The organism is Streptomyces sp. NPDC028419, assembly GCF_055565515.1.
The window spans coordinates 1-24,136 of the sequence record NZ_JBVHUE010000004.1 but is presented as its reverse complement, the minus strand read 5'-3'; the positions used below and the strand labels follow the sequence as shown (position 1 = coordinate 24,136).

The following is a 24,136-nucleotide window of genomic DNA, read 5'->3' as shown; positions in this document are numbered from 1 at the left end:
GCTCAGCGCACCCGGATGAAGTCCGCCGGATCCCGCTCCGCCCGCTCGCGCGGCGCCCCGGCCGCGTGGCCGACCGCCACCGCGCCCATCGGGTCCCAGTCGTCCGGGAGCCCCAGCACCTTGCGGACCACGTCACGGCAGAACATCGTCGAGGACACCCACGCCGAGCCGAGCCGCTCCCCGGCCAGCGCGACCAGGAAGTTCTGCACGCCCGCGCCCATCGCGACCACGAACATCTCCCGCTCGGCCGCGTCCCGCCGCGCGTGCCCGTAGTCGTGCGCCCCGTCCGTCACCAGGCAGGGCACCACCAGGTAGGGCGCCGCGCGCAGCACGTCCCCGCGCCGCACCCGCTTCGCGATCGAGTCCGCGGACTTGCCGTCCCGGCGCAGGTCCGCGATCCACGCGTCCCGCATCGCGTCCAGCAGCTCCAGCCGTGCCGCGGCCGACTCCAGCAGGACGAAGCGCCACGGCGTCGTGTGGTGCGGCGCGGGCGCGGTGACGGCCGCCGCGACGGCCCGGCGCACGGCGCCCGGGTCGACCGGCTCGGCGGTGAACTCCCGTACCGTCCGGCGCCCGTGCACGGCTTCCCGTACCGCCTCGGAGGTCCCCAGCCGGAACATGTCGTCGGCGGGGGAGCGGATCAGCTCCCCCGCCGAGCCGCCCTCGGCGACCAGGTGGCCGAGCCCGCGCACGACGGCCACCGGCAGCCCGGTCGCCTTGCCCTTGACCAGGTCACCGGCCGCGGCCAGTTCGTCGGCGGTGGCCACTATCGTCGCGCTGAGCGGGTTGCCGTGGGCATCGGCGCCGCCGCGCAGGTCGTCCAGGACGCGCACTCCCGCGGCGCCGATCGCGACGTCGGTGAGCCCGGAGCGCCAGGGCCGGCCGAAGGTGTCGGTCACGACGACGCCGACGTCCACCGACAGCGCCGCGCGCAGTCCTTCGCGGATCGCGCGCGCCGAGGCGTCCGGATCGAGCGGCAGCAGGAGGACCGTGCCCGGCTCCGTGTTGGAGGCGTCGACCCCGGCGGCGGCCATGACCAGCCCCTGCCGGTTCTCGACGATGCGCAGCGCACCGCGGCGCGCGACCACCCGTACCGTCTCGGCGTCGATGGCCTCCTCGCGGGAGTCCGCGGCGACGACGCGGCCCTCCGCCTTGGAGACGATCTTCGAGGTGACGAGCAGGACGTCCCCGTCGCGCAGGTCGGGCGCGGCGCCCGCGATCAGCTCCGCCAGGTCGTCGCCGGGGCGGACCTCCGGCAGCCCGGCCACCGCCCGCACCTCGTAGGAGGGGACGTCCGCGGTCATCGGGAGGCCTCGGCCAGGTCCAGCGCGGCCCGGGCCATCGCGGTGGTGGCGGCCAGGTCGGTCATCATCAGCGGCACCGCGCGGCAGGTGATCCCGGCGGCCTCGACCTCGGCGGTCGCGTCCGCGTCCGAGGTGTCGACGAGCCAGGCGTCCAGGAGCCCCGTGCCGTAGTGCAGGGCGACCGCGGCGGCCGAGGACTCGACGCCGACGGCGGCCAGCACCTTGTCGGCCATGCCGCGCACGGGCGCGCCCCCGACGATGGGGGAGAGGCCGACCACGGGCGCCCCGGCGGCGGCCACGGCCTCGCGGATCCCGGGCACGGCGAGGATGGTGCCGATCGAGACGACCGGGTTGGACGGCGGGAAGACGATCACGTCGGCGGCCGCGATGGCCTCCAGGACGCCGGGCGCGGGCTTGGCCTGCTCGGCGCCCACGGGTACGACGGCCTCCGCGTCCACCGCGGCCCGCAGCCGGACCCAGTACTCCTGGAAGTGGATGACCTTGCGCTCGCCGGTGGCCGCCTCGGTGATCGCGACGTGGGTCTCGACCCGGTCGTCGGACATCGGGAGCAGGCGCACCCCGGGCTGCCAGCGGTCGCACAGCGCTTCGGTGACGGCGCTCAGCGGGTAGCCCGCGGCGAGCATCTGGGTCCGCACGATGTGGGTCGCGAAGTCGCGGTCGCCGAGGCCGAACCAGTCGGGTCCGACCCCGTAGGCCGCGAGTTCCTCCTTGACCTTGAAGGACTCGTCGGTGCGGCCCCAGCCCTGGTCCTCGTTGATGCCACCGCCGAGGGTGTACATCACCGTGTCCAAGTCGGGGCACACCTTGAGCCCGAACAGGTGAATGTCGTCACCGGTGTTGCCGATGACCGTGATGTCCGCGTCGGGCTCGGCCGACTTCAGTCCCCGGAGGAAACGGGCGCCGCCGATGCCGCCGGCCAGTACAACAATGCGCATGTAGCGCAGTGTGTCAGGCGGATACCGGCGTCTGGCGGGTCGGGGAGCAGGAGTGAGCGGCGTTACTCCGGACCGTGTCGCCGGAGTCCTCGGGGGAGCCCTCGCGGGCGCCGCCGCGCGCGTCGTCGTGCATCGGCATCTCGGTCAGGCCGGGGAAGTACACGTGCAGGCTGATCGCGCCGTCGAGGGCGTCGTTGACCACCTCGTGCGCGTAGCCGGGGGCGAAGACCCGCTGGCTGCCGGCGGCGAGGGTGCGCGGTCCGCGGGCGGTGTGCTCGGTGAGCTCGCCCTCCAGGACGGTGAGCACGCCGGAGGAGGGGCCGTGGTCGTGGGTGCCGCTGCCCTGGCCGGGGACCCAGCTGAGCAGCCACACCTCGTAGCCGGGGCCGGTGCGCAGCCGGTGGTACCAGCGGGAGGCGGCGTCGTACTGGACGAGGTGCTCCCACTGGGAGCGGTCGCCGGCGATCGAGCGGGCGAGCCCGACGAACTCGGCGACGGTGCTCGGGTGCTCGCGCCGCGGCTGGAGGAGGTGCTGGACGGAGAGGATGTCGCCCGCGATCTGGAGGTCGCTCTCCATGCCGGCCGGCCATGCGACCTGCCGACCCGGCTGGCCCTGCCGCGCCCGCGGGGCGTCCGGGGCGTCCGGGAGGTGCTGGGCGGCAGCGGCGGGGTCGTGCTGCGGGGTGTGCGTCGTGTGCGTCGCGTTCATTGCGGAGGTACCTCGACGGATGTCAGTGGCGCGGTCGCGCGGTCGGTTGCTGGGGGTGCGAAGCCGGTGCTCGGGGGAGCCGGAGCTCCGTGGGCATCAACAGCTGCAACAGCAACAGCGAACCTGGGCAGCGCACAGGAACCCACGAATGGGGGTCCGGGTGGCGACTGCGGGCGCTGACATGGCAACAAGGAGACCGGCTCCGGGGGGCGACTGTCAACCCAATGTCCGGTTTGGTCGGAAACTTTCACCTCATCCGGTTAAGTTGCCTGGAGAAAGGTTTGTGCAACCCCTGACCGGGGATGTGGCCGTGCAACCACATCGGAATCGCGCCAAGGCGGGTCCCCGACCCCGTCACCTCGTGACCGGAATGTGATCTGCGCCGCTTCCGTGACCGGAATGCAACCTCGATCGAAAACGGCGCGTCGATCTTGGGCGAGGGCGGCTTGGCGCACCATCTGGTCACCATCCGTCCGTACGTGTTGCATGTGTCACGATTTTTGGCGATATGAACACTTTCTGCATACGCTTGGTTCCGCAGAGTGAATAAGGGGCCCAATAGCAGATCTCGGCTTGACTGCGCAGTAGCCCCGCCTTGTAATTTCACTCGTGTCGTTCCGTAGCTATCGGTGACGACAACACCACGGGGACGCGAAAACAGAGCGAGGGGCGCACATGACCGAGCTGTTTCAGGAACTGCTGGTCGAGGAGGCGGACGAGGAGCTCGGCTGGCAGGAGCGCGCACTCTGCGCCCAGACCGACCCCGAATCCTTCTTTCCCGAGAAGGGCGGCTCCACCCGCGAGGCCAAGAAGGTCTGCCTCGCCTGTGAGGTCCGCTCCGAATGCCTTGAGTACGCCCTCGCCAACGACGAGCGATTCGGGATCTGGGGCGGACTGTCCGAGCGTGAACGCCGGCGGCTGAAAAAGGCCGCAGTCTGATTGCGCCGATACGTCCCGGCCCACCCGGTCCGGCCCGCCGCACCGGGGCGATACGCACACCACACCAAATGGGTAACAGAGCAAACGGTCCGCCTCCCGCACCTTCCCCGCAGGAGGCGGACCGTCGTGTTCCCAGCCGTTAGTGTGGGGCGCTGTCCAGCAGCCTCCGAGGGCACACCACCCCCGGACCCCCGGCCGGAGGGCCCGTACCGCGATGTCCCTGCACAGCCACTCGTCCTCCCACCAGGGCGCCGCCGTCCCCGAGTTCCCCCGGCACGTCGTCACCGCGGTCGTCGTCGCCCACGACGGTGCCCGCTGGCTGCCCCAGACCCTCTCCGGACTGCTCGGCCAGGAACGGCCCGCCCAGAACCACGTCGCCGCCGACAACGGCAGCTCCGACGACTCCGCGCGCCTGCTCGCCGAGGCCTTCGGCGACGACCGGGTCCTGCACCTCGCCCGCCGCACCGGATTCGGCACCGCGGTCGACGAGGCCGCCCGCACCGCCGGCGTCCTCACCCCCGAGGAACTGACCTACCTCAAGCGCCCCAGCGGCTGGGACCCCGTCAGCCGCACCTGGCAGGACGACCACTACGACCTCCCCGAACTGCCGTACGGCGAGCCCGTCCAGTGGCTCTGGCTGCTCCACGACGACTGCGCGCCCGCCCCCGACGCCCTCGCCGAACTCCTGCGCGTCGCCGAGGAGAACCCCGAGGCCGCCGTCATCGGCCCCAAGCTGCGCGGCTGGTACGACGGCAAGCAGCTGCTCGAAGCCGGCGTCAGCATCGCCCGCAGCGGCCGCCGCTGGACCGGCCTGGACCGCCGCGAACAGGACCAGGGCCAACACGACCAGGTCCGCCCGGTGCTCTCCGTCTCCACCGCCGGCATGCTGGTGCGCCGCGACGTCTACGACGCGCTCGGCGGCTTCGACCGCCGACTGCCCCTGATGCGCGACGACGTGGACCTGTGCTGGCGCGTCCAGAACGCGGGCCACACCGTCCTGGTCGCCCCCGACGCCGTACTGCGCCACGCCGAGGCCTCCGCCCGCGAACGCCGCACCGTCGACTGCGCCGGGCGCTCCGCCGTCAGCCCCCACCGCGTCGACAAGGCCGGCGCCACCTACACGGTGCTCGTCAACTCCTCCGGCCGCGCCCTGCCCTACGTCCTGCTCCGCATCCTCCTCGGCACCGCCCTGCGCACCCTCGCCTACCTCGTCGGCAAGGCCCCCGGCCAAGCCGTCGACGAGGTGGCCGGCCTGCTCGGCACCCTGCTGCGCCCCGGCCGGATCCTCGGCGCCCGCAGACGCCGCGGCCGCCCCGCCGTCCCCGCCGGGGACCTGCGCCCGCTCTTCCCGCCGCCCGGCGCCACCCTGCGCGCCAACGTCGAACAACTCGCCGGATACTTCGGCGCCGACCGCGACTCGGAACCCGCCCGCGCCAGCCGGCACGGCGGCGCCGTCGAATCCGGACCCGGCGGCGACGACGCCGACTTCCTGGAGATCGAGCAGTTCGCGCGCCTCAGGCGGATCGCCCGCAAGCCCGCGCCCGTCCTCTTCGCCCTCCTGCTCCTCGTCTCCCTCGTCGCCTGCCGCGGCCTCCTCGGCGGCGGCTCCCTGATGGGCGGCGCCCTGCTCCCCGCCCCCGACGGCGCCCTCGCCCTGTGGCGCGGCTACACCGACGACTGGCACCCCGTCGGCACCGGCTCCACCGCCGGCGCACCCCCCTACCTCGCCGTCCTCGGCGCGCTCGCCACACTGCTGTTCGGCTCCACGCAGGCCGCGCTGACCCTGCTCCTCGTCTGCTCGGTCCCGCTCGCCGGACTCACCGCCTACTTCGCCTCCCGGCCGCTGGTCGGCTCCCGGCTGCTGCGCGCCTGGGCCGCCGTCGCCTACGCCTTCCTGCCCGCCATCACCGGCGCGCTGGCCACCGGCCGCCTCGGTACCGCGGTCCTCGCCGTCCTGCTGCCCCTCATCGCCCGCAGCGCCGTCAGCGCCTGCGGGTTCGCGCACTCCCCGGCCGAGGGCGCCAAGGGGAGCTGGCGCGCGGTGTGGACGTACACCCTGCTCCTGACCGTCGCGAGCGCCTTCACCCCGGTGCTCTGGCCGCTCGCCGCCGTCCTCGGCCTCGCCGCGCTGGTCGTGCGCCGGGCCGAGTGGAAGACGTACGCCCCCCGGCTGGCCGCCTCCCTCACCGTCCCGCTCCTGGTCCTCGCCCCCTGGTCGCTGGGCCTGTTCACCCACCCCGCCGCCTTCCTGCGCGAGGCGGGCCTGGCGTACGGCGCCGGCGGGGCCGGGGCCCTCGACCTGCTCGGCACCAGCCCCGGCGGGCCGCGCGCCGGCTCCGGGCTGCTCCTGCTCGGCGTGGTCGTCGCCGCGCTGGCCGCCCTGCTGCGCGCCGAGCGCCGCTTCGCCGTCACCGCGGCCTGGGCCGTCGCGCTCACCGGGCTGCTCCTCGCCGTCCTGGTCAACCGCACCGCCTGGGCCGGTCCCGGCACCCTCGTCTACGGCCTGGCCCTGCTCGCCGCCGCCGCCGTCGGGGCCGACGGGGCCAAGGAACGCGTCGCCGCCCGCAGCTTCGGCTGGCGCCAGCCGCTCGCCGCGCTCGTCGCCCTCGCCGCCGCCGCGGGCCCGCTGGTCCTCGCCGCCGCCTGGATGCTCGGCGGGGCCGACGGCCCGCTGGAGCGCCGCGACCCCGTCCAGGTGCCCGCCTTCGTCGCCGAGGAGAGCGGCACCCGCGATCAGGCCCGCACCCTCGTCCTCGGCGGCTCCTCGTCCGCCCAGGTCGACTACACCCTGGTCCGCGGCTCCGGCGGCCGCCTCGGCGACGCCGAACTCGCCGCCTCCGCGGGCAGCGACGGCCGCCTCGACAAGGTCGTCTCCAGCCTGGTCGCGGGCTCCGGCGCCGACCAGAGCGCCCAACTCGGCGGCTTCGCGATCCGCTACGTGCTGGTCCGCGACGGCGCCCCGCAGCAGATCCGCCGGGTCCTCGACGCCACCCCGGGCCTGAGCCGCCTCAGCCAGCTCGACGGCGACGCGCTGTGGCGGGTCGACCGCCAGGTCGCCCGCGTCGTGATCGTCCCCGGCAAGCCGGGCGAGGCCCCGATCCCGGTCGCCTCCGGCCCCGTCGAGGTCCACGCCAAGATCGCGGCCGGCGAGCCGGGTCGCGTCCTGCGGATCGCCGACCGGGCCGCCCCCGGCTGGCAGGCCACCCTCGACGGCAAGCCGCTGAAGGCCAAGACGGTCGACGGCTGGGCCCAGGGGTTCGAACTCCCCGCCTCGGGCGGCCGGCTGGGCCTGGTCTACGCCGACTCCCTGGCCCGCACCGGCTGGCACTGGGCCCAGGGCGCGCTCGCCGTGCTGCTCCTCGTGATGGCCCTGCCGGGCCGCCGCCGCAGCCTGGACGACGACCTGCCGGACGAGGAGGGCGCCGTACCGGCCCAGCCGGGACCGGCCGAAGCCGGCGAGGGCCGCCGCGCCCGCCGCCTGCGCGCCGAGGCCGCCCCCGCCGCGCAGGAGGCCGTCGTGGCCGACCCGTACGCGCAGATCCCGACCCAGCAGGACCACGCGCACGGCGAGGACACCGCGTACGCGACGTACGCCCCGCAGGACCCGATGTACGCCGACCAGGGCCACGCCCCGGGCTACGGCCAACAGCCCGCCCCGCAGTACGGCCACCCCCCGCAGCCGGGTCAGCAGCCCGACCAGCCGTACGACCCGTACGCGCAGCAGTACCCGACCCAGCAGTACCCGACCCAGCCGTACCCGCCCGAGCAGCCGTACGACTACGACGCGTACGGCCAGTACGACGCCTACGGACAGCCCATCCAGCGCCCGGACGGGAGCCCCCAGCAGTGAACCGCGCCCCCTTGGCCCTCGCGGCCGTCACCGCCGCCCTCGCCGCCGTGACCGGCGTCGCCGTCCTCACCGCGCCCGCGGCCCCGGCCGCCCCCGACGCCAAGGGCCACCAGCGGTCCGCCGCCCGGCTCCCCGTCGAACGCTCCACCCTGGTCTGCCCGGCGCCCAGCACCTCCGACATCGCCGACACCACCTACACGACGATCACCCCGGGCAAGCCCCAGCCGCAGGCCAAGGGCAGCGCCCGGCTCAGCGGCGCCACCAAGGACGCCAAGCCGGTCCTGGAGCCCAAGACCCCGGGCACCCCCGTCGGCGCCACCTCCACCGGCGCCGAGGCCCCCGCGCTCACCGGCACCGCCGACGGCGCCCTCGCCCCCGGCTGGACGGCCCAGCAGACCACCCAGGTCGCCGTGGGCCAGGCGCGCGGCCTGCTCGGGGTCGCCTGCACCGCGCCGGGCACCGAGTTCTGGTTCCCCGGCACGAGCACGGCCAAGGGCCGCCAGGACTACGTCCACCTCACGAACGCGGACGACACCCCCGCCGTCGTCGACGTCCAGCTCTTCGGCCCCGAAGGCGCCCTGAAGACCGAAGCGGGCAGCGGCGAGAACATCAAGATCGGCCCGAAGTCCAGCGTCTCGGTGCTGCTCTCCACGATCGCGCCCACCGCCCAGATCGCCGACGTCACCACCCGCGTGACGACCCGTTCGGGTCGGGTCGGCGCCTCCGTCCAGGTCGCGGAGGAGGGCGTCGGCGCCGACTGGCTGCCCGCCTCCACCGACCCGGCGGGCTCCCTCGTCCTGCCGGGGATCCCGGCCGACGCCACCTCCGTACGGCTGATCGCCTACGCACCCGGCGAGGAGGACGCGGACCTCAAGCTGCGGCTCGCCGGACCCGGCGCCTCGATCACCCCGGCGGGCAACGAACAACTGCACGTCAAGGGCGGCATGTCGGCGAGCGTCGACCTCAAGGACGTCACCCGGGGCGAAGCCGGTTCACTCGTCCTGACGCCTTCGGACAGCCGCAAGGCCGTCCCGGTCGTGGCCGCGCTCCGCGTCGTGCGGGGCACCGGGGCCAAGCAGGAACTCGGCTTCATCGCGGCCTCCGGCCCGGTCGGCGCCCGCGCCACCGTCGCCGACAACCGCACCGACACGGGTGCGACCACCGTGTCGCTGACCGTGCCGGCCGGCGCGGCGGACGCGAAGGTCCGCATCACCGCCTCCCCGGGCACGCAGGGCGGCGAAACGGCCGCCAAGGAGTTCACCGTCAAGGCGGGCACCACCCTGCTGGTCCCGCAGCCACCGGCCCCCGCGGGCGGCAAGGGCTCCTACGCGCTGACCGTCGAAACCCTCTCGGGCGGCCCGGTCCACGCGTCCCGCACCCTGTCCCTCCCGCACGAGGGCGTCCCGATGTTCACGATCCAGCCCTTCGTGGACGACCACGGCGAAGTCCAGGTCCCCAAGGCCGTCCAGGACCTCGAAGTCCTCACCCACTGAGACTCACCCAGCGGTCGGGCCGGGGACGGGCAGGAGTGTCCCCGCAGGCCGAGCGGTCCCCACCGCCCCCCCGGGCAGCAGCATCCCCGGAGGTCGGGCCGGGGACGGGCAGGAGTGTCCCCGCATGCCGAGCGGTCCCCACCGCCCCCCCCGGGCAGCAGCATCCCCGGAGGTCGGGCCGGGGACGGGCACGAGTGTCCCCGCAGGCCGAGCGGTCCCCACGGCCCCCCCCGGGCAGCAGCATCCCCGGAGGTCGGGCCGGGGACGGGCACGAGTGTCCCCGCAGGCCGAGCGGTCCCCACCGCCCCCCCGGGCAGCAGCATCCCCGGAGGTCGGGCCGGGGACGGGCAGGAGTGTCCCCGCAGGCCGAGCGGTCCCCACCGCCCCCCTACTCCGACGGTCCCGAGCCCGCGAGCCGAGGAGACACTCGTGCCCGTCCCCGGCCCGACCGCCACCCGACCCGGCCCGACCGCCACCCGACCCGGCCCGGCCCGACCGCCACCCGACCCGGCCCGACCGCCACCCGACCCGGCCCGGCCCGACCGCCACCCGGCCTGGCCCGGACCCGGCCCGGACCCGGCCCGGACCCGGCCCGGACCCGACCCGGCCCCGGCTACTCCTGCCCGTAACGCGGATCCACCGTCTCGGGCGTCAGCCCGAGCAACTCCGCCACCTGCTCCACCACGATCTCGTGCACGAGCACCGCCCGCTCGTCCCGCGACTTCGTCCGGATCTCCACGGGCCGCCGGTAGACCACGATCCGCGCCGCCCGCCCCCCGTCGGGCGCGACCGTCCCGCCCAGCGGCACCGCCTCGTCGTTCCAGCCGCCGTCCGGCCCGCCGGGCGGCGCCGGCACCTCGCCCACCATGAACTCCACCTCGGCCAGCTGCGGCCAGCGCCGCTCCAACCGCTCGACCGAGTCCCGCACGAGATCTCCGAAGAGCTCCGCCCGACTGGCGGCCAACGGCACCTGCGGGGGCGCGAGCGGTCCGCGCATCCCCCGCCCGTGCCGGTCGCGCCTACGCGTGCGCGGTTCCTGGGGAGGTCCATCGGCAGGGGGAGTCAGAGGGGTGTCCATCACCCTCGCAGGGTAGCCCTCGACGCCGCGCCGGGGGCGGCCCGCAACGACCCCCGGCCCGGGATCGGGTGACGACACGGCACCCGGCCGCGGGGGAGTCGTCGCGGCCCGGTCAAGAGTGCGGTACCGTCCAACGTCGTGAGCCTTGTACGTCGCTGTTCTCGCACCGCGTGCGGCCGCCCTGCCGTCGCGACACTGACGTACGTCTACGCCGATTCGACCGCAGTCCTCGGCCCGCTCGCCACCTACGCCGAACCCCACTGCTACGACCTGTGCGCCGAGCACTCGGAGCGCCTCACCGCGCCCCGCGGCTGGGACGTCGTGCGGCTGGCGGACGCCGGCGCGCCCTCCCGACCCAGTGGGGACGACCTCGAAGCCCTGGCCAACGCCGTGCGCGAGGCGGCCCGCCCGCACGAGCGCACGGACCGGTCCGCGGGCTCCTCGAACGGCGCCCCGCAGAGCGGCGGTCCGGGCGGAACGAACCCCTCCGCCACCCCCGGTCAGGCCAACGGGCCGACCCGGCGCGGTCACCTGCGGGTCCTGCGCTCCCCGGAGTCCTGAGCCGTCCCGACCCCCGGCCTTCATCCGATCGTCGGAAGAGATGCCCGGCGGCCAGGGTAGGTTTGGTGCCCCGCACAGAACCCTCAGGAGGGCAGGCAGTGGCTGCTGATCTTTCGAACATCGTCAAGGCGTACGACGTCCGGGGCGTCGTCCCGGACGAGTGGGACGAGCGCTTGGCGGAGCTCTTCGGCGCGGCGTTCGTAGAGGTCACGAACGCCTCGGCGATCGTCATCGGCCACGACATGCGTCCCTCCTCGCCGGGCCTGTCGAGCGCCTTCGCCCGCGGCGCCGCGGCCCGCGGCGTCGACGTCACCCTGATCGGGCTCTGCTCGACGGACCAGCTCTACTACGCCTCCGGCCTGCTCGACCTGCCGGGCGCCATGTTCACCGCCTCGCACAACCCCGCCCAGTACAACGGCATCAAGCTGTGCCGTGCGGGCGCCGCCCCCGTGGGCCAGGACACCGGCCTCGCGCAGATCCGCGAACTGGTCGAGAAGTGGTCCGAGGAGGGCGCCCCCGAGACCGCCCCGGTCGCCGCCGGCACCATCACCGAGCACGACAGCCTGCCCGGGTACGCCGAGCACCTCAAGGGCCTGGTCGACCTCACCGCGATCCGCCCCCTGAAGGTCGTCGTCGACGCGGGCAACGGCATGGGCGGCCACACCGTCCCCACCGTCTTCGACGGGCTCCCGCTGGAGCTCGTACCGATGTACTTCGAGCTCGACGGCACCTTCCCGAACCACGAGGCCAACCCCCTCGACCCGAAGAACATCGTCGACCTGCAGGCCCGCGTCCTCGCCGAGGGCGCCGACCTCGGCCTCGCCTTCGACGGCGACGCCGACCGCTGCTTCGTCGTCGACGAGCGCGGCGAGGGCGTCTCCCCCTCCGCGATCACCGCCCTCGTCGCGGCCCGCGAGCTGGCCCGCAACGGCGGCACCGGTGTCGTGATCCACAACCTGATCACCTCCTGGTCCGTCCCCGAGGTCGTCCGCGAGCACGGCGGCACCCCCGTCCGCACCCGCGTCGGCCACTCCTTCATCAAGGAGGAGATGGCCAAGTCCGGCGCCATCTTCGGCGGCGAGCACTCGGCGCACTACTACTTCAAGGACTTCTGGAACGCGGACACCGGCATGCTCGCCGCGCTCCACGTCCTCGCGGCCCTCGGCGGCCAGGACGGCCCGCTCTCCGAGCTGGTCGCCGCCTACGACCGCTACCAGGGCTCCGGCGAGATCAACTCCACCGTCGCCGACCAGGCCGGCCGGATGGCCGCCGTCAAGGCCGCGTACGCCGGCCAGGACGGCGTGGGCACCGACGAGCTCGACGGCCTCACCGTGACCGGCGCCGACTGGTGGTTCAACCTGCGCCCCTCCAACACCGAGCCGCTGCTGCGCCTGAACGTGGAGGCCCGCGACACCGCGACCCTGCACAAGGTGCGCGACGAGGTCCTGGCGCTCGTCCGCGCCTGAGGCGCCCCGCACCCCCGCACCACCCACCGCCGGGCCGCGCGAGTCGCGGCCCGGCGGTACGCTGACCTGGCCCAATCCGCATGTTCGAAGGGACGCCCCATGCCGCTCGAAGCCGGCCTTCTGGAGATCCTCGCCTGCCCCGCCTGCCACGCCCCGCTGCGTGACGAGTCGGCCGACGCGGACACTCCCGAGCTGATCTGCACCGGTCAGGACTGCGGCCTCGCGTACCCCGTGCGCGACGGCATCCCCGTCCTCCTCGTCGACGAGGCCCGCCGCCCGGCCTGATCCGGTGACCCGTCGCGTCCGGAGCGCGGTGATCGGCAATCCGCGCCCCCCGCTCCCTCCGGGCGCTACGTTGGGCCCGAGACGCCCCTGACGACGACCGGAGGCCCGCCATGATCGACGACTCGCTCCTCGACGCACCCGAGGAGCTCGCCCGCGCGGACCGCCGCGGCCTGCTCCGCGGCGCTGCCGACGCGGGAGCCCGGGTCCGCACCGCCGTGCGGCACGCCGCCGAGGCCGGCCTGGACGACCTGCGCCCCGACGGGCGCCCGCGCGCCGTCATGGTCGCCGGCCCCGGCACCGCCGCCACCGGCGTCGCGGACCTGATCGCCGCCCTCGCGGGCGCCGTGGCCCCGGTGACCCGACTGCACCCGACGGGCGTGGCCCCCGCCGCCGGAGCCATGCGCTGGACCCTGCCCGGCTGGGCCGGACCGGTGGACCTGCTGCTCCTGACCACCATCGACGGCACCGAGCCCGGCCTCGAAGCCCTCGTCGAACAGTCCTACCGGCGCGGCTGCACCATCGTCGCCGTGGCCCCCGAGCGCTCCCCGCTCAGCGAGGCCGTCCTCGGCGTGCACGGGCTCTTCGTACCGATGGCCAAGGCGCCCTACCAGGAGTACGACGAGAGCGCCGCCGCCGGCCCCGGCGCCCTGTGGGCCCTGCTGACCCCGCTGCTCGTCCTCCTCGACAAGCTCGGCCTGGTCACCGCCGCCCCGTCCACCCTCCAGCTGGTCGCCGACCGCCTCGACCGCACCGCCGAACGCTGCGGACCCGCGATCGCGACCTACGGCAACCCGGCCAAGACCCTCGCCTCCGAGCTCGCCGACTCCCTCGCCCTGATCTGGAGCGAGGGCGCCGCCGCCGGCCCGGCCGGCCGCCGCTTCGCCGCCACCCTCGCCGAACTGGCGGGGCGCCCCGCGCTGGCCGCCGAACTGCCCGAGGCGCTGCCCGCCCACGGGGTCCTGCTCGCCGGCGCCCTCGCCGCGGGCGCCGACCCCGACGATTTCTTCCGTGACCGGGTCGAGGAGCCGCAGGCTCTGCACGCCCGGGTCGTCCTGCTGCGTGACCGGCCCACCGGCGGACTCTCCGCCGCGCCCGCCGCACGCGAACTCGCCCACAGCCACGACACGGCCATCAGCGAGATCGAACCGGAGGAGGGCGGCGAACTGGAACAGCTCGCCGAACTCCTCGCCGTCACGGACTTCGCCACCGCCTACCTCGCGCTGGCCACCAGGGGACGCACCTGAGGGCACGCACCTGTGCCCCGCCCTCCACCCAGGAAGACGAAGACCGATGGACCGCCTCACGAACACGATCCGCCCCTACGCCTGGGGCTCGGCCACCGCCATCCCGGCGCTGCTCGGCAGCGAGCCCACCGGCGAACCCCAGGCCGAGATGTGGATGGGCGCCCACCCCGGCGCCCCCTCCCGGCTCGACCGGGGCACGGGCGGGACGACCCTGTCCGAGGTCATCGACGCCGACCCCGAGGGCGAGCTGGGCGCCGCCACCGTCGCCAAGTTCGGACCGCGGCTGCCCTTCCTGCTCAAGCTCCTCGCGGCCGGCGCCCCGCTCTCCCTCCAGGTCCACCCCGACCTGGCCCAGGCGCGGGAGGGCTTCGCCGACGAGGAGCGCCGCGGCGTCCCGATCGACGCGGGACACCGCAACTACAAGGACGCCAACCACAAGCCCGAGATGCTCTGCGCGCTGACCCCCTTCGACGGGCTGTGCGGCTTCCGCCCGCCGCGCGAGGCCGCCGACCTGCTCGCGGGCCTCGAAGTGGACAGCCTCGAGCCGTACGTGGACCTGCTGCGCGCCCACCCGCAGGAGGCGGCGCTGCGCGAGGTGCTCACCGCCGTCCTGACCGCGGACCGCGCCGAGATGGCCCGTACGGTGACCGAGGCCGCGGCCGCCGCCGAGCGGCTGGGGGGCCCGTACGCGCCCTACGCCGCGCTCGTCCACCACTTCCCGGGCGACCCCGGGGTGATCGCGGCCATGCTGCTGAACCACTTCCGGCTCCAGCCCGGCGAAGCCGTGTTCCTCGGCGCCGGGGTCCCGCACGCCTACCTCGACGGGCTCGGCGTGGAACTCCTCGCCAACTCCGACAACGTGCTGCGCGCCGGACTCACCCCCAAGCACGTGGACGTGCCCGAGCTGCTGAAGATCGTCCGCTTCGAGTCCGGCGACCCGGGCGTGCTGCGCCCCGAGGACGACGGCGACGGCGAGGAGGTCTACGCGACCCCCATCGACGAATTCCGGCTCTCCCGCTTCGTCCTCGCCCCCGGCGGCGCCTCCCGCACCCTCCCGGACGACGCCCCGCAGATCCTGCTCTGCACCGCGGGCGCCCCGAGCGTCGGCGAACTGGCCCTGGCCCCGGGCGGATCGGTGTTCGTCCCGGCGGGCGAGAAGCCCGTCCTGTCGGGTACCGGTACGGTTTTCCGCGCCACGGTGGTGCTCTGACGTACCGTCCGTGGGCAGGGCTGCTGCAACAATGTGCGGCCGTAGCACGGCGCACCGGCCTGGGCCGCCGTACCGATGAAGGGAAGTCACCACACCATGAGCGCGTCGGGCGGTACCAAGGCGATCGTGGCGGCACTCGCCGCCAACCTCGCCATCGCTGTAGCCAAGTTCGTGGCGTTCCTCTTCAGCGGCTCGTCCTCGATGCTCGCGGAAAGCGTCCACTCGCTGGCCGACTCCGGGAACCAGGGCCTGCTCCTCCTCGGGGGCAAGAAGGCCCAGCGCGAGGCGACCCCGCAACACCCCTTCGGCTACGGCCGCGAGCGTTACATCTACGCGTTCCTCGTCTCCATCGTGCTGTTCACCGTCGGTGGCATGTTCGCCATCTACGAGGGCATCGAGAAGATCAAGGAACCGCACGCCATCGAGCACTGGTACTGGCCGGTCGGCGTCCTGGTCTTCGCGATCGTCGCCGAGTCCTTCTCCTTCCGCACCGCGATCAAGGAGTCGAACGAGATCCGCGGCTCGCTGTCGTGGGGCCAGTTCATCAAGCGGGCCAAGGCCCCCGAGCTGCCCGTCGTCCTCCTGGAGGACTTCGGCGCGCTGATCGGTCTCGTCCTCGCCCTCGGCGGCGTCGGCATCGCCCTGGCCACCGGCGACGGCGTCTGGGACGGCATCGGCACCCTGTGCATCGGCGTCCTGCTCATCGCGATCGCGATCATCCTGGCCGCGGAGACCAAGTCCCTGCTCCTGGGCGAGGCCGCGGGCGCCGACGAGGTCGAGAAGATCAAGGCCGCGGTCGTCGACGGGGACACCGTCACCGGCGTCATCCACATGCGCACGCTGCACCTCGGCCCGGAGGAACTGCTGGTCGCGGCCAAGATCGCGGTGCGGCACGACGACACCGCCACCGAGGTCGCCCACGCCATCGACGCGGCCGAGGAGCGCATCCGCGCGGCCGTCCCGATCGCCCGCGTGATCTACCTGGAGCCCGACATCTACAACGCGCAGGCGGCGGCCAAGGGCGCCAACCCCGCCGCCACCCCCGGCGGCCCGGACGGCCACTGACGGCCCCCGCCGCCGTACGCGCGAAGGCCCCCCGCACCCAGTGGTGCGGGGGGCCTTCGCCCGTTCAGAGCGCGCGGGCCGCCCGCCGCCGCGCCACCAGCGAGGCGATCCCGAGCCCGCCGCCGGTCAGCAGGACCGGCACGCCCAGCAGGGACACCGCCCCGGCGACCAGCAGCCCGGTCGGGGTCCCGACCGCGACCCCCCACGCGGCCGACCTCGGCACGCTCCCGCCGTCGTCCGCGATCCGCATGTGCGAATCGGCCGAGTTCACGCGGTTGTCCCCCATGACGAACATCCGGCCCTCGGGCACGGTCACGTCGAAGGGGACCACCGCCGGCACGGCCGGATCCTTCAGGTACGGCTCGACCAGCGGCTTCCCGTTCAAGGTCAGCGTGGCATCACCCTTGGCCCAGGAGATCCGGTCCCCGCCGACCGCCACCACGCGCCCCAGGAGGTCCCCCTCGACGCCCCACGACGCCGGGGGCGCGAACAGCGCGACCTCCCCGCGCGCCACGTCGCGCGCGGCGAGCCGTTCGAGCCACACCTCGCTGCCGCTCGGGTGGGCGGGAGCCATCGACGCACCGGGCACGGAGCGCAGGTCGTAGTCCTTCGTGAACAGCAGCCCGCCCCAGCCGATCCCGACGACCAGCAGCGCGCCCAGCCCGAGCAGCACCACCGCCCAGATCCCGCGCCTGCGCCCCGGTCCGCGCCGTTCCCCTTGTCGTGCCTGTTCCATCTGCCGTGCCCCTCCGATGTGCCGACGTGCGCGGGGAAGCGTACGCAGCGCGCCCGGGCCCCGTACCGCCGAGGTGGCGGTACGGGGCCCGGGGGACGCGAGGAGGGGAGGGGGCCGGGGCTACTGGATCTCGCGCAGCACGTCGAGGATGGCCGCCTCGTCCGGCGCCGACTGGAGCCGGGCCCGGAAGTCGGAGTCCATGAGCTTGCGCGAGAGCAGGGCGAGGATCCGCAGGTGCTCGTCGCCGGCGGCGGCCTCCGGTACGGAGATCATGAAGACCAGCTGGGCCTTCGTACCGTCGAGGGCGCCCCACTCGATGCCCTCGGTGGACCGGGCGAAGCCGACGGTGGGTCGGCTGACCGCGTCCGTCTTGGCGTGCGGGATGGCGATCGACTCGCCGAGCCCCGTGGTGCCCTGGGCCTCGCGGGCCAGGGCGACCCGCACCAGCTCCTCGGTGTCCCGGACGTTGCCGGTGGTGGCCAGCATCGCCGCCATCTCGCGGATCGCGGCCTCCTTGCCGTCCGCGGCCAGCTCGGTCTTCACCGTCTGTTCGGTCAGGTAGCCGGAGAGCACCTCGGCCTTCCCGTCCGCCCTGGCGGGCGCGGCGACGCCCGCGGCGCCCGCGGGGGCCGTCCGCACGGCCGTACCGGCGCCCGTACCGGCGCCCACGCCCGCTCCGACCCCGGCGAGGACCGGCTCGGGGGCGAGCGCGCCGCCGCCGGAGCCGGCCGCGCCGCCGTTCTGCTTGCGCGCCTTCAGCTCGATCAGCGCGTTCGTGGTGAGCGCGGTGACCACCGTGCCGGCCGCGATGGCGATGAGGAACCAGACCCAGCCGCTGATCGCGCCGAGGGCGGCGACGACGGGACCGCCGTGGGGGACGTGGTCGCCGACGCCGGCGACGCCCGCGATGGCACCGGCGACGGCGCCGCCGAGCATGTTCGCGGGGATGACGATGGCGGGGCGGGCCGCGGCGAAGGGGATGGCGCCTTCGGAGATGCCGAACATGCCCATGAAGAGGGCCGCCATGCCGGTGTCGCGCTCCTGGTCGGAGTACAGCTTGCGGCGCAGCACCGTGGCCAGGCCCTGGCCGAGCGGCATGACCGGAATGGCCGCGGCGCACATGCCCATGACCGCGTAGTTGCCGGAGGCGATGAGGCCCGTACCGAAGAGGAAGGCCGTCTTGTTGACCGGACCGCCCATGTCGAAGGCGATCATCAGGCCGAGCAGCGCGCCGAGCAGGATCGCGCTGGTGCCGGTCATCCCGGACAACCAGCTGGTCAGGTTCTCGAAGATCCAGGAGATCGGCTTGCCGATGACGTAGATGAAGAAGAGGCCCAGCGCCGTCGTGGCGATGATCGGGATCACGATGATCGGCATGATCGGCTGGACGACCTTGGGAACCTTGACCTTCTTGATCCACAGGACCAGGAAGCCGGCCAGGAAGCCCGTGACGATGGCGCCGATGAAGCCCGCGCCCGCCTTGGAGTCGTAGAGCGAGCCGGTGTTCGCGATGAAGCCGCCGATCATGCCCGGCACCAGTGCGGGCCGGTCGCCGATGGCGTAGGCGATGTAGCCGGACAGGATCGGGATCATCAGGGTGAAGCCCAGGACGCCGATCTGGAAGATGTGGTCCCAGAAGGTGCCCGGAGTGACCGCGTAGCCCGTCTCGGTGGCGTGGCCGCCGAGCGCCAGCGCGATCGCGATCAGCAGGCCGCCGACCACCACGAACGGGATCATGTACGAGACGCCGTTCATCAGCGCCTTGTAGGCGAGGCTGCGCTCCTTGCCGCCGCCGCCGGAGCCGGCCGCGGCCGCCGTGCCCTCCTGCACCGGCGCGGTCCGCACGCGCGTGATGAGTTCCTCGGGCTTGTGGATGCCGTCCGCGACGCCGACGGACAGGACCCGCTTGCCTATGAAGCGCTCCCGGTCGACCTCCTTGTCGGCGGCGATGATGATGCCGTCCGCCTGCCTGACATCGTTGTCAGTGAGGACGTTCTCGGCTCCGATCGAGCCCTGCGTCTCCACCTTCATGTCGATGCCGAGGCGCTCGGCCGCCTGCTGGAGCTTCTCCGCGGCCATGTAGGTGTGCGCGATCCCCGTGGGGCACGCGGTCACGGCGAGCAGCCTGACGCGCTCCTGCCCGCTCGCGCCCCCACTGCCCGAAGGGCCTGCCGGACTGGTCACTGCTGTCTCCTCACGCCGTGGACCGCGCGGATGTTCCGATCCACCGGCATCGTCTCCCACATAAGGGGTGGATCAAAAGTCCAAAAGGCCCTAAAAAGTTCCGGCGGACGGCCCGAAGCCGGGACGTGGCCGCTTCCGCGACCCCCCGGACGGCCCGGAATCCGGACGTGGACGGTTCCGCGACTAGCTGGGGCGCACTGCGCCGATCGGTGTAGATTCTTCAGCAGTGTCAGGCGTCGCCGCTGATGGCGGTCGGGCGGTCCTCGCGACCGGCCGTGGGGAGAGAGGGCCTCCGACGGACTGTGCTCGGTGCACCGGTCCCGCTGGTGCACGGCTCAGCCGTATCCACCTCTCCACCATGAGGAGCACACGCATGACTGCCGACTTGACCGACTTCAAGGTCGCTGATCTTTCCCTCGCCGCCTTCGGCCGCAAGGAGATCACCCTGGCCGAGCACGAGATGCCCGGTCTGATGTCGATCCGCGCCGAGTACGCCGCGGCCCAGCCGCTCGCGGGTGCCCGCATCACCGGCTCCCTGCACATGACGGTCCAGACCGCGGTGCTCATCGAGACCCTCGTCGCGCTCGGCGCCGACGTCCGCTGGGCCTCCTGCAACATCTTCTCCACCCAGGACCACGCCGCCGCCGCCATCGCGGTCGGCCCGACCGGCACCCCCGAGGCCCCGGCCGGCGTCCCCGTCTTCGCCTGGAAGGGCGAGACCCTGGAGGAGTACTGGTGGTGCACGGAGCAGGCGCTGACCTGGCCGAACACCCCCACCGGCGGCCCGAACATGATCCTCGACGACGGTGGTGACGCCACCCTCCTCGTCCACAAGGGCGTCGAGTTCGAGAAGGCCGGCGCGGCCCCGGACCCGTCGACGGCGGACTCCGAGGAGTACGCCTACATCCTCACGCTGCTCAACCGCACCCTCGGCGAGTCCCCGCAGAAGTGGACGCAGCTCGCGTCCGAGATCCGCGGCGTCACCGAGGAGACCACCACCGGTGTCCACCGTCTGTACGAAATGATGTCGGAGGGCAACCTGCTCTTCCCGGCGATCAACGTGAACGACGCGGTGACGAAGTCGAAGTTCGACAACAAGTACGGCTGCCGCCACTCGCTGATCGACGGCATCAACCGTGCCACGGACGTCCTCATCGGTGGCAAGACGGCGGTCGTCTTCGGCTACGGCGACGTCGGCAAGGGCTGCGCCGAGTCGCTGCGCGGCCAGGGTGCCCGTGTCATCGTCACCGAGATCGACCCGATCTGCGCGCTGCAGGCGGCGATGGACGGCTACCAGGTCGCGACGCTGGACGACGTGGTGGAGACGGCCGACATCTTCATCACCACCACGGGCAACAAGGACATCATCATGGCCGGGGACATGGCCAAGATGAAGCACCAGGCGATCGTGGGCAACATCGGTCACTTCGACAACGAGATCGACATGGCCGGTCTCGCGAAGATCGAGGGCATCGTCAAGGACGAGGTCAAGCCGCAGGTCCACACCTGGAAGTTCCCCGACGGCAAGGTCCTGATCGTGCTGTCGGAGGGTCGTCTGCTGAACCTGGGCAACGCCACCGGTCACCCGTCCTTCGTGATGTCGAACTCCTTCGCGGACCAGACGCTGGCCCAGATCGAGCTCTTCACCAAGCCCGAGGAGTACCCGACCGGCGTCTACGTGCTGCCCAAGCACCTGGACGAGAAGGTCGCCCGCCTCCACCTGGCCGCCCTCGGCGTCAGGCTCACCACCCTGCGCCCGGAGCAGGCCTCCTACATCGGCGTGGACGTGAACGGCCCGTACAAGCCGGACCACTACCGCTACTGATCCCTCCGGATCGGCGGCACCACCCCCGCACGATGGACAGGCCCCCGGCAGCGACACGGCCGGGGGCCTGCCCCGTACCCAGCCTGAAAGTTGAGCCATGCCGCGCGGCCGCTACTCGCTCCACGACACGCACGACCACACCCCGCTCGGCGAGGAGCACTTCCACTGCGCGCCCGGGCCCTCGGGCTGGCGCTACGTCGCCCAACTCACCACCCCGGAAGGCGGCCACCGGGGCTCCGTCGACCTGGCCGTCGACGAGCTCGGCCGTCCGATCCGGATGGAGCTGAACGCGTCCAGCTGGCAGGTGCGCGGCGCCGCGATCGACGGGGTCACCTGGGTCCGTACCGACCCCACCGGCGCCGAGGCCACCGAGGGCAACGTCCGCGCCTCGGGGTTCACCGGAACCTCGCCGGCCTTCCTCGTCTCCACGGCCCGCCTGCTGCGCCTCGCGCCGGGCGACCCGGCGACCCGGATCCGCCTGGTGGCCCTCACCGACCCGGTGCTCGCGCCCCGCACGGTCGACCAGGCCTGGCAGCTGACCGAGCGCGCCGAACACGCCACCGACAGCGGCCCCCTGCTGGTGGACACCTACCGGATCAGCGCCCTGGACACCGGCGAGGTACACACGATCCACCTGGCCGGCGACGTCGTCCTCTCGGCCCCCGGCATCGAACTGGAACACCTGGAAACCCCACCGTCGACCTTCCCGACCCAAGACTGAGCCCCGGATCACCTCTGTAGCCCCACCGGCCGCAAATCCAGCCCCGCCGGCGTTTGAGGCGCCCCCGGAGGGAAAGCCGGGGAACGGCCCCTACCCGGGTGGCGCGAACCCACCGGCCCGCGGCGCCTGCGGCACGACCGGAGCAGCGGGCCCGGCGGGAGCCACCGGCACCACAGGCCCGGCGGGAGCCACGGGCTGCGCCGCGTACGGCTGCGACCCGTACCCGGGAGCCCCGTACGGCGCGGCATGCGGCATGCCGTACGACACGGGAGCGGCCCCGAAGGCCCGCGCCGCATCGCGCGACTGCCGCTCGTGCACCACGGCCGCCAGATACGCCGCGGCCGGCACCCCCGGCGGCGGAGGCGTCCCCGTACGGGCCACCAGCTCGTCGGCCAACCGCACCGCCATCGCCGCGCCCACCTGCGGGTCGAGCTGTCCCATCCGGGTCAGGTACTGGCGGATCGCCAGCCACAACGGGTCCGGTACGCCCGACAGGTCCAGCCCGGTGAACCGCCCGGCCAGCCCCGGCGGCGGAGGCGGCACCGGCACCACCCGAGCCCCCGGCACCCGCTCGCGGACCACCAGCGTCCCCGCGAAGACGTCACCGAGCCGCCGGCCCCGCTCCGACACCAGCGAAGCGATGCAGGCCACGATCCCCGAGGTGCCCAGCAGCTCCACCGCGCCCATCGCGCCGCGCACCAGCGCGTGCCGGAAGCGGATCGGCCCGCCGTCGTCGCGCACCACCCGCAGCCCGAAGGCCAGCTTCCCGAGCGAACGCCCGTGGCTCAGCGTCTCGACCGCGATCGGCGCGCCGATCATGAACAGCAGGAAGCTCCCGACCGTGACCGCCGCGAAGGCGGCGCTGTCCAGCGAGCCGATGGCGAAGATCAAGCCGATGTTGATCACCTGATAGCCGACGAAGTACACGATCAGGTCGAGGACGAACGCCACCCCCCGGCTCGGCAGCCTCGCAGGCCTCAGTCCCAGGACGACCGCGTCCCCCGTCACCAGATCGCTCACCGATGCACACCCTTCACGTGACCTGCCCCGCCCCTTGTTCATCAAGTCTGCCAAGCTGACCACAGTAGGAACAGGGAACCTGGGGCAGGGGAGCGGCAACCGGATGGATCTCGATGTCTTCGTGGCCGCGCACCGCGCGGAGTGGGACCGCCTGGAGGTGCTCCTGCGCCGCGGCCGCCGCCTCACCGGAGCCGAGGTCGACGAGCTCGTCGCGCTCTACCAGCGGACCTCCACCCACCTCTCCCTGATCCAGTCGAGCGCGCCCGACCCGATGCTGACGGGCCGCCTCACCCAGCTCGTCGCCCGCGCCCGCGCGACGGTGACCGGCGCCCGCCGGGCCGGCTGGCGCGACGTCGCCCGCTTCTTCACCGCCGGATTCCCGGCCGCCGTCTACCGCAGCCGCCGCTGGTGGATACCCACCGCGGTGCTGTCGACCGCGCTGGCCGCGCTCATCGGCTGGTGGATAGCCGTCCACCCCGAGGTCCAGGCCTCCATCGGGGCGCCGCAGGACCTGCGGGAGATGACCCGCCCCGGCGGCCAGTACGAGACGTACTACTCCAGCCACCCCGCGGCCTCGTTCGCCGCCCAGGTCTGGACGAACAACGCCCAGGCCGTCGCGATCTGCCTGGTCTTCGGCGCCTTCCTCGGCCTCCCGGTGCTCTGGATCCTCTTCCAGAACATGCTCAACCTCGGGATCGGCATCGGCCTGATGGCCTCGGCCGGCCGCCTCGACGTCTTCCTCGGCCTGATCCTCCCGCACGGCCTGCTCGAACTGACCGCCGTCTTCGTCGCCGCCGGTACGGGCCTGCGCCTGGGCTGGACGGTCATCGACCCGGGCCCCCGCACCCGCCGCGAAGCCCTCGCCGAACAGGGCCGCTCGGCCCTCGGCATGGCCATCGGCCTCGCCGCGGTGCTCTTCGTGGCGGGCACGCTTGAAGGGTTCGTCACCCCCTCCGGCCTTCCCACCTGGGCCCGCATCGGCATCGGGGTCGTGGTGGAGGTGCTGTTCCTGCTGTACGTGTACGTCCTCGGCGGCCGCGCCGCCCGCGCGGGCGAGGTCGGCGACGTCGAAGCGGCCGACCAGAGCGCGACCCTCCCGACCGCCGCCTGATGTGCGGAGCGGGCAGCTGAGCTGCTAGTCTCCTCGTCGTCCCGCAAACACCGTTGACACGGTGCCAGCGGGGAGGTAGATTCGAACGGTTGCCTCGAACTGGACAAGTTCGGCAGCGATGGTTTAAAGTCTTTCTCGCCCCCCTCAAGGAATTCAATTTCCATGCATGGGGCACAGCCAACTCATTTTCAGGATGTGAACGCCGGGAAAACCGGTGGAAAACTTCTGATAGAGTCGGAATCGCCGGAAAGGGAAACGCGAAAGCGAAGAACTGGAAAGCGAAACCCGCTTCGACCGGGAATCGGACACGAAAGAGTCTGATAGAGTCGGAAACGAAGAACGAAGCCCGGAGGAAAGCCCGAGAGGGTGAGTACAAAGG

Annotated in this window: 19 protein-coding genes; 12 read left to right on the top strand and 7 right to left on the bottom strand. The window is 73.3% G+C overall.

Annotated elements, in window-relative coordinates; all coding sequences use genetic code 11:
- Positions 1-2: 2 nt before the first annotated feature.
- Genes ACZ4UB_RS06325 through ACZ4UB_RS06315 form a run of 3 tightly spaced genes read right to left on the bottom strand, consistent with a single transcriptional unit; the run spans position 3 to position 2,837 of the window.
- On the bottom strand, positions 3-1,304 hold the full coding sequence (locus tag ACZ4UB_RS06325; protein ID WP_468068625.1) for a coenzyme F420-0:L-glutamate ligase: 1,302 nt from the start codon (positions 1,302-1,304) through the stop codon (positions 3-5).
- On the bottom strand, positions 1,301-2,260 hold the full coding sequence (gene cofD / locus ACZ4UB_RS06320) for a 2-phospho-L-lactate transferase (protein ID WP_399267821.1): 960 nt from the start codon (positions 2,258-2,260) through the stop codon (positions 1,301-1,303). Before cofD ends, ACZ4UB_RS06325 begins: the two co-directional genes overlap by 4 nt.
- A gap of 13 nt (positions 2,261-2,273) precedes the next feature.
- Positions 2,274-2,837: a cysteine dioxygenase gene (locus tag ACZ4UB_RS06315; protein WP_468068914.1), complete on the bottom strand. Its 564-nt coding sequence runs from the start codon at positions 2,835-2,837 to the stop codon at positions 2,274-2,276.
- Positions 2,838-3,644: 807 nt separating this feature from the next.
- Between ACZ4UB_RS06315 and ACZ4UB_RS06310 the strand changes: the two genes are divergently transcribed.
- The 3 genes from ACZ4UB_RS06310 (at position 3,645) to ACZ4UB_RS06300 (ending at position 9,251) form a co-directional block, all read left to right on the top strand.
- Positions 3,645-3,908, top strand: a complete 264-nt coding sequence (locus tag ACZ4UB_RS06310) for a WhiB family transcriptional regulator (protein WP_003983763.1) — start codon at positions 3,645-3,647, stop codon at positions 3,906-3,908.
- A gap of 214 nt (positions 3,909-4,122) precedes the next feature.
- Entirely contained in the window at positions 4,123-7,758 is a 3,636-nt protein-coding gene (locus tag ACZ4UB_RS06305) for a glycosyltransferase (RefSeq protein WP_468068624.1), read from the top strand.
- On the top strand, positions 7,755-9,251 hold the full coding sequence (locus ACZ4UB_RS06300) for a DUF5719 family protein (protein WP_468068623.1): 1,497 nt from the start codon (positions 7,755-7,757) through the stop codon (positions 9,249-9,251). Before ACZ4UB_RS06305 ends, ACZ4UB_RS06300 begins: the two co-directional genes overlap by 4 nt.
- Positions 9,252-9,864: 613 nt before the next feature.
- On the opposite strand, the gene ACZ4UB_RS06295 is transcribed toward ACZ4UB_RS06300, so the two are convergent.
- Positions 9,865-10,329, bottom strand: a complete 465-nt coding sequence (locus ACZ4UB_RS06295; RefSeq protein WP_354382901.1) for a metallopeptidase family protein — start codon at positions 10,327-10,329, stop codon at positions 9,865-9,867.
- 138 nt (positions 10,330-10,467) lie between these two features.
- Here ACZ4UB_RS06295 and ACZ4UB_RS06290 point away from each other — a divergent pair, with 138 nt between their 5' ends.
- The 6 genes from ACZ4UB_RS06290 to ACZ4UB_RS06265 all read left to right on the top strand — a co-directional run bounded on the left by ACZ4UB_RS06290 (position 10,468) and on the right by ACZ4UB_RS06265 (position 16,160).
- Complete coding sequence (locus ACZ4UB_RS06290) at positions 10,468-10,890, top strand: DUF3499 domain-containing protein (RefSeq protein WP_468068622.1); 423 nt, start codon at positions 10,468-10,470, stop codon at positions 10,888-10,890.
- Between the two features lie 98 nt (positions 10,891-10,988).
- The gene (locus ACZ4UB_RS06285; RefSeq protein WP_468068621.1) at positions 10,989-12,356 is read left to right on the top strand and encodes a phosphomannomutase/phosphoglucomutase; all 1,368 of its coding nucleotides are present in this window, start codon (positions 10,989-10,991) and stop codon (positions 12,354-12,356) included.
- 99 nt (positions 12,357-12,455) lie between these two features.
- Positions 12,456-12,641, top strand: a complete 186-nt coding sequence (locus ACZ4UB_RS06280; RefSeq protein ID WP_468068619.1) for a Trm112 family protein — start codon at positions 12,456-12,458, stop codon at positions 12,639-12,641.
- Positions 12,642-12,751: 110 nt separating this feature from the next.
- Positions 12,752-13,885, top strand: a complete 1,134-nt coding sequence (locus ACZ4UB_RS06275) for an SIS domain-containing protein (RefSeq protein ID WP_468068617.1) — start codon at positions 12,752-12,754, stop codon at positions 13,883-13,885.
- 46 nt (positions 13,886-13,931) lie between these two features.
- Positions 13,932-15,095: a mannose-6-phosphate isomerase, class I gene (gene manA, locus ACZ4UB_RS06270; RefSeq protein ID WP_468068616.1), complete on the top strand. Its 1,164-nt coding sequence runs from the start codon at positions 13,932-13,934 to the stop codon at positions 15,093-15,095.
- A gap of 96 nt (positions 15,096-15,191) precedes the next feature.
- On the top strand, positions 15,192-16,160 hold the full coding sequence (locus ACZ4UB_RS06265; RefSeq protein ID WP_468068614.1) for a cation diffusion facilitator family transporter: 969 nt from the start codon (positions 15,192-15,194) through the stop codon (positions 16,158-16,160).
- 64 nt (positions 16,161-16,224) lie between these two features.
- On the opposite strand, the gene lepB is transcribed toward ACZ4UB_RS06265, so the two are convergent.
- Both lepB and ACZ4UB_RS06255 read right to left on the bottom strand, forming a co-directional pair.
- Entirely contained in the window at positions 16,225-16,896 is a 672-nt protein-coding gene (lepB, locus tag ACZ4UB_RS06260) for a signal peptidase I (RefSeq protein WP_468068613.1), read from the bottom strand.
- A gap of 120 nt (positions 16,897-17,016) precedes the next feature.
- Complete coding sequence (locus tag ACZ4UB_RS06255; RefSeq protein ID WP_468068612.1) at positions 17,017-19,080, bottom strand: fructose-specific PTS transporter subunit EIIC; 2,064 nt, start codon at positions 19,078-19,080, stop codon at positions 17,017-17,019.
- 373 nt (positions 19,081-19,453) lie between these two features.
- Here ACZ4UB_RS06255 and ahcY point away from each other — a divergent pair, with 373 nt between their 5' ends.
- Positions 19,454-20,905 carry an adenosylhomocysteinase gene (gene ahcY, locus ACZ4UB_RS06250; RefSeq protein WP_468068611.1) on the top strand — a complete coding sequence of 484 codons (1,452 nt, stop codon included), beginning with the start codon at positions 19,454-19,456 and terminating at the stop codon, positions 20,903-20,905.
- A 97-nt stretch (positions 20,906-21,002) separates the two neighbouring features.
- Positions 21,003-21,626 (top strand): hypothetical protein, encoded by a 624-nt coding sequence (locus tag ACZ4UB_RS06245; RefSeq protein WP_354382892.1) that lies wholly within the window; start codon positions 21,003-21,005, stop codon positions 21,624-21,626.
- 90 nt (positions 21,627-21,716) lie between these two features.
- On the opposite strand, the gene ACZ4UB_RS06240 is transcribed toward ACZ4UB_RS06245, so the two are convergent.
- On the bottom strand, positions 21,717-22,646 hold the full coding sequence (locus ACZ4UB_RS06240) for an RDD family protein (protein ID WP_468068610.1): 930 nt from the start codon (positions 22,644-22,646) through the stop codon (positions 21,717-21,719).
- Positions 22,647-22,749: 103 nt separating this feature from the next.
- On the opposite strand from ACZ4UB_RS06240, the gene ACZ4UB_RS06235 reads away from it, so the two are divergent.
- Positions 22,750-23,757, top strand: coding sequence for a stage II sporulation protein M (locus ACZ4UB_RS06235; RefSeq protein ID WP_468068609.1), 1,008 nt, complete (start codon positions 22,750-22,752; stop codon positions 23,755-23,757).
- Positions 23,758-24,136 lie beyond the last annotated feature (379 nt).

Coding starts and splice junctions, on each gene's coding strand:
- ACZ4UB_RS06325 (WP_468068625.1), bottom strand. CDS start 1,304: ATGACCGCGGACGTCCCCTCCTACGAGGTGCGGGCGGTGGCCGGGCTG.
- cofD (WP_399267821.1), bottom strand. CDS start 2,260: ATGCGCATTGTTGTACTGGCCGGCGGCATCGGCGGCGCCCGTTTCCTC.
- ACZ4UB_RS06315 (WP_468068914.1), bottom strand. CDS start 2,837: ATGGAGAGCGACCTCCAGATCGCGGGCGACATCCTCTCCGTCCAGCAC.
- ACZ4UB_RS06310 (WP_003983763.1), top strand. CDS start 3,645: ATGACCGAGCTGTTTCAGGAACTGCTGGTCGAGGAGGCGGACGAGGAG.
- ACZ4UB_RS06305 (WP_468068624.1), top strand. CDS start 4,123: ATGTCCCTGCACAGCCACTCGTCCTCCCACCAGGGCGCCGCCGTCCCC.
- ACZ4UB_RS06295 (WP_354382901.1), bottom strand. CDS start 10,329: ATGGACACCCCTCTGACTCCCCCTGCCGATGGACCTCCCCAGGAACCG.
- ACZ4UB_RS06280 (WP_468068619.1), top strand. CDS start 12,456: ATGCCGCTCGAAGCCGGCCTTCTGGAGATCCTCGCCTGCCCCGCCTGC.
- ACZ4UB_RS06275 (WP_468068617.1), top strand. CDS start 12,752: ATGATCGACGACTCGCTCCTCGACGCACCCGAGGAGCTCGCCCGCGCG.
- manA (WP_468068616.1), top strand. CDS start 13,932: ATGGACCGCCTCACGAACACGATCCGCCCCTACGCCTGGGGCTCGGCC.
- ACZ4UB_RS06265 (WP_468068614.1), top strand. CDS start 15,192: ATGAGCGCGTCGGGCGGTACCAAGGCGATCGTGGCGGCACTCGCCGCC.
- lepB (WP_468068613.1), bottom strand. CDS start 16,896: ATGGAACAGGCACGACAAGGGGAACGGCGCGGACCGGGGCGCAGGCGC.
- ahcY (WP_468068611.1), top strand. CDS start 19,454: ATGACTGCCGACTTGACCGACTTCAAGGTCGCTGATCTTTCCCTCGCC.
- ACZ4UB_RS06245 (WP_354382892.1), top strand. CDS start 21,003: ATGCCGCGCGGCCGCTACTCGCTCCACGACACGCACGACCACACCCCG.
- ACZ4UB_RS06235 (WP_468068609.1), top strand. CDS start 22,750: ATGGATCTCGATGTCTTCGTGGCCGCGCACCGCGCGGAGTGGGACCGC.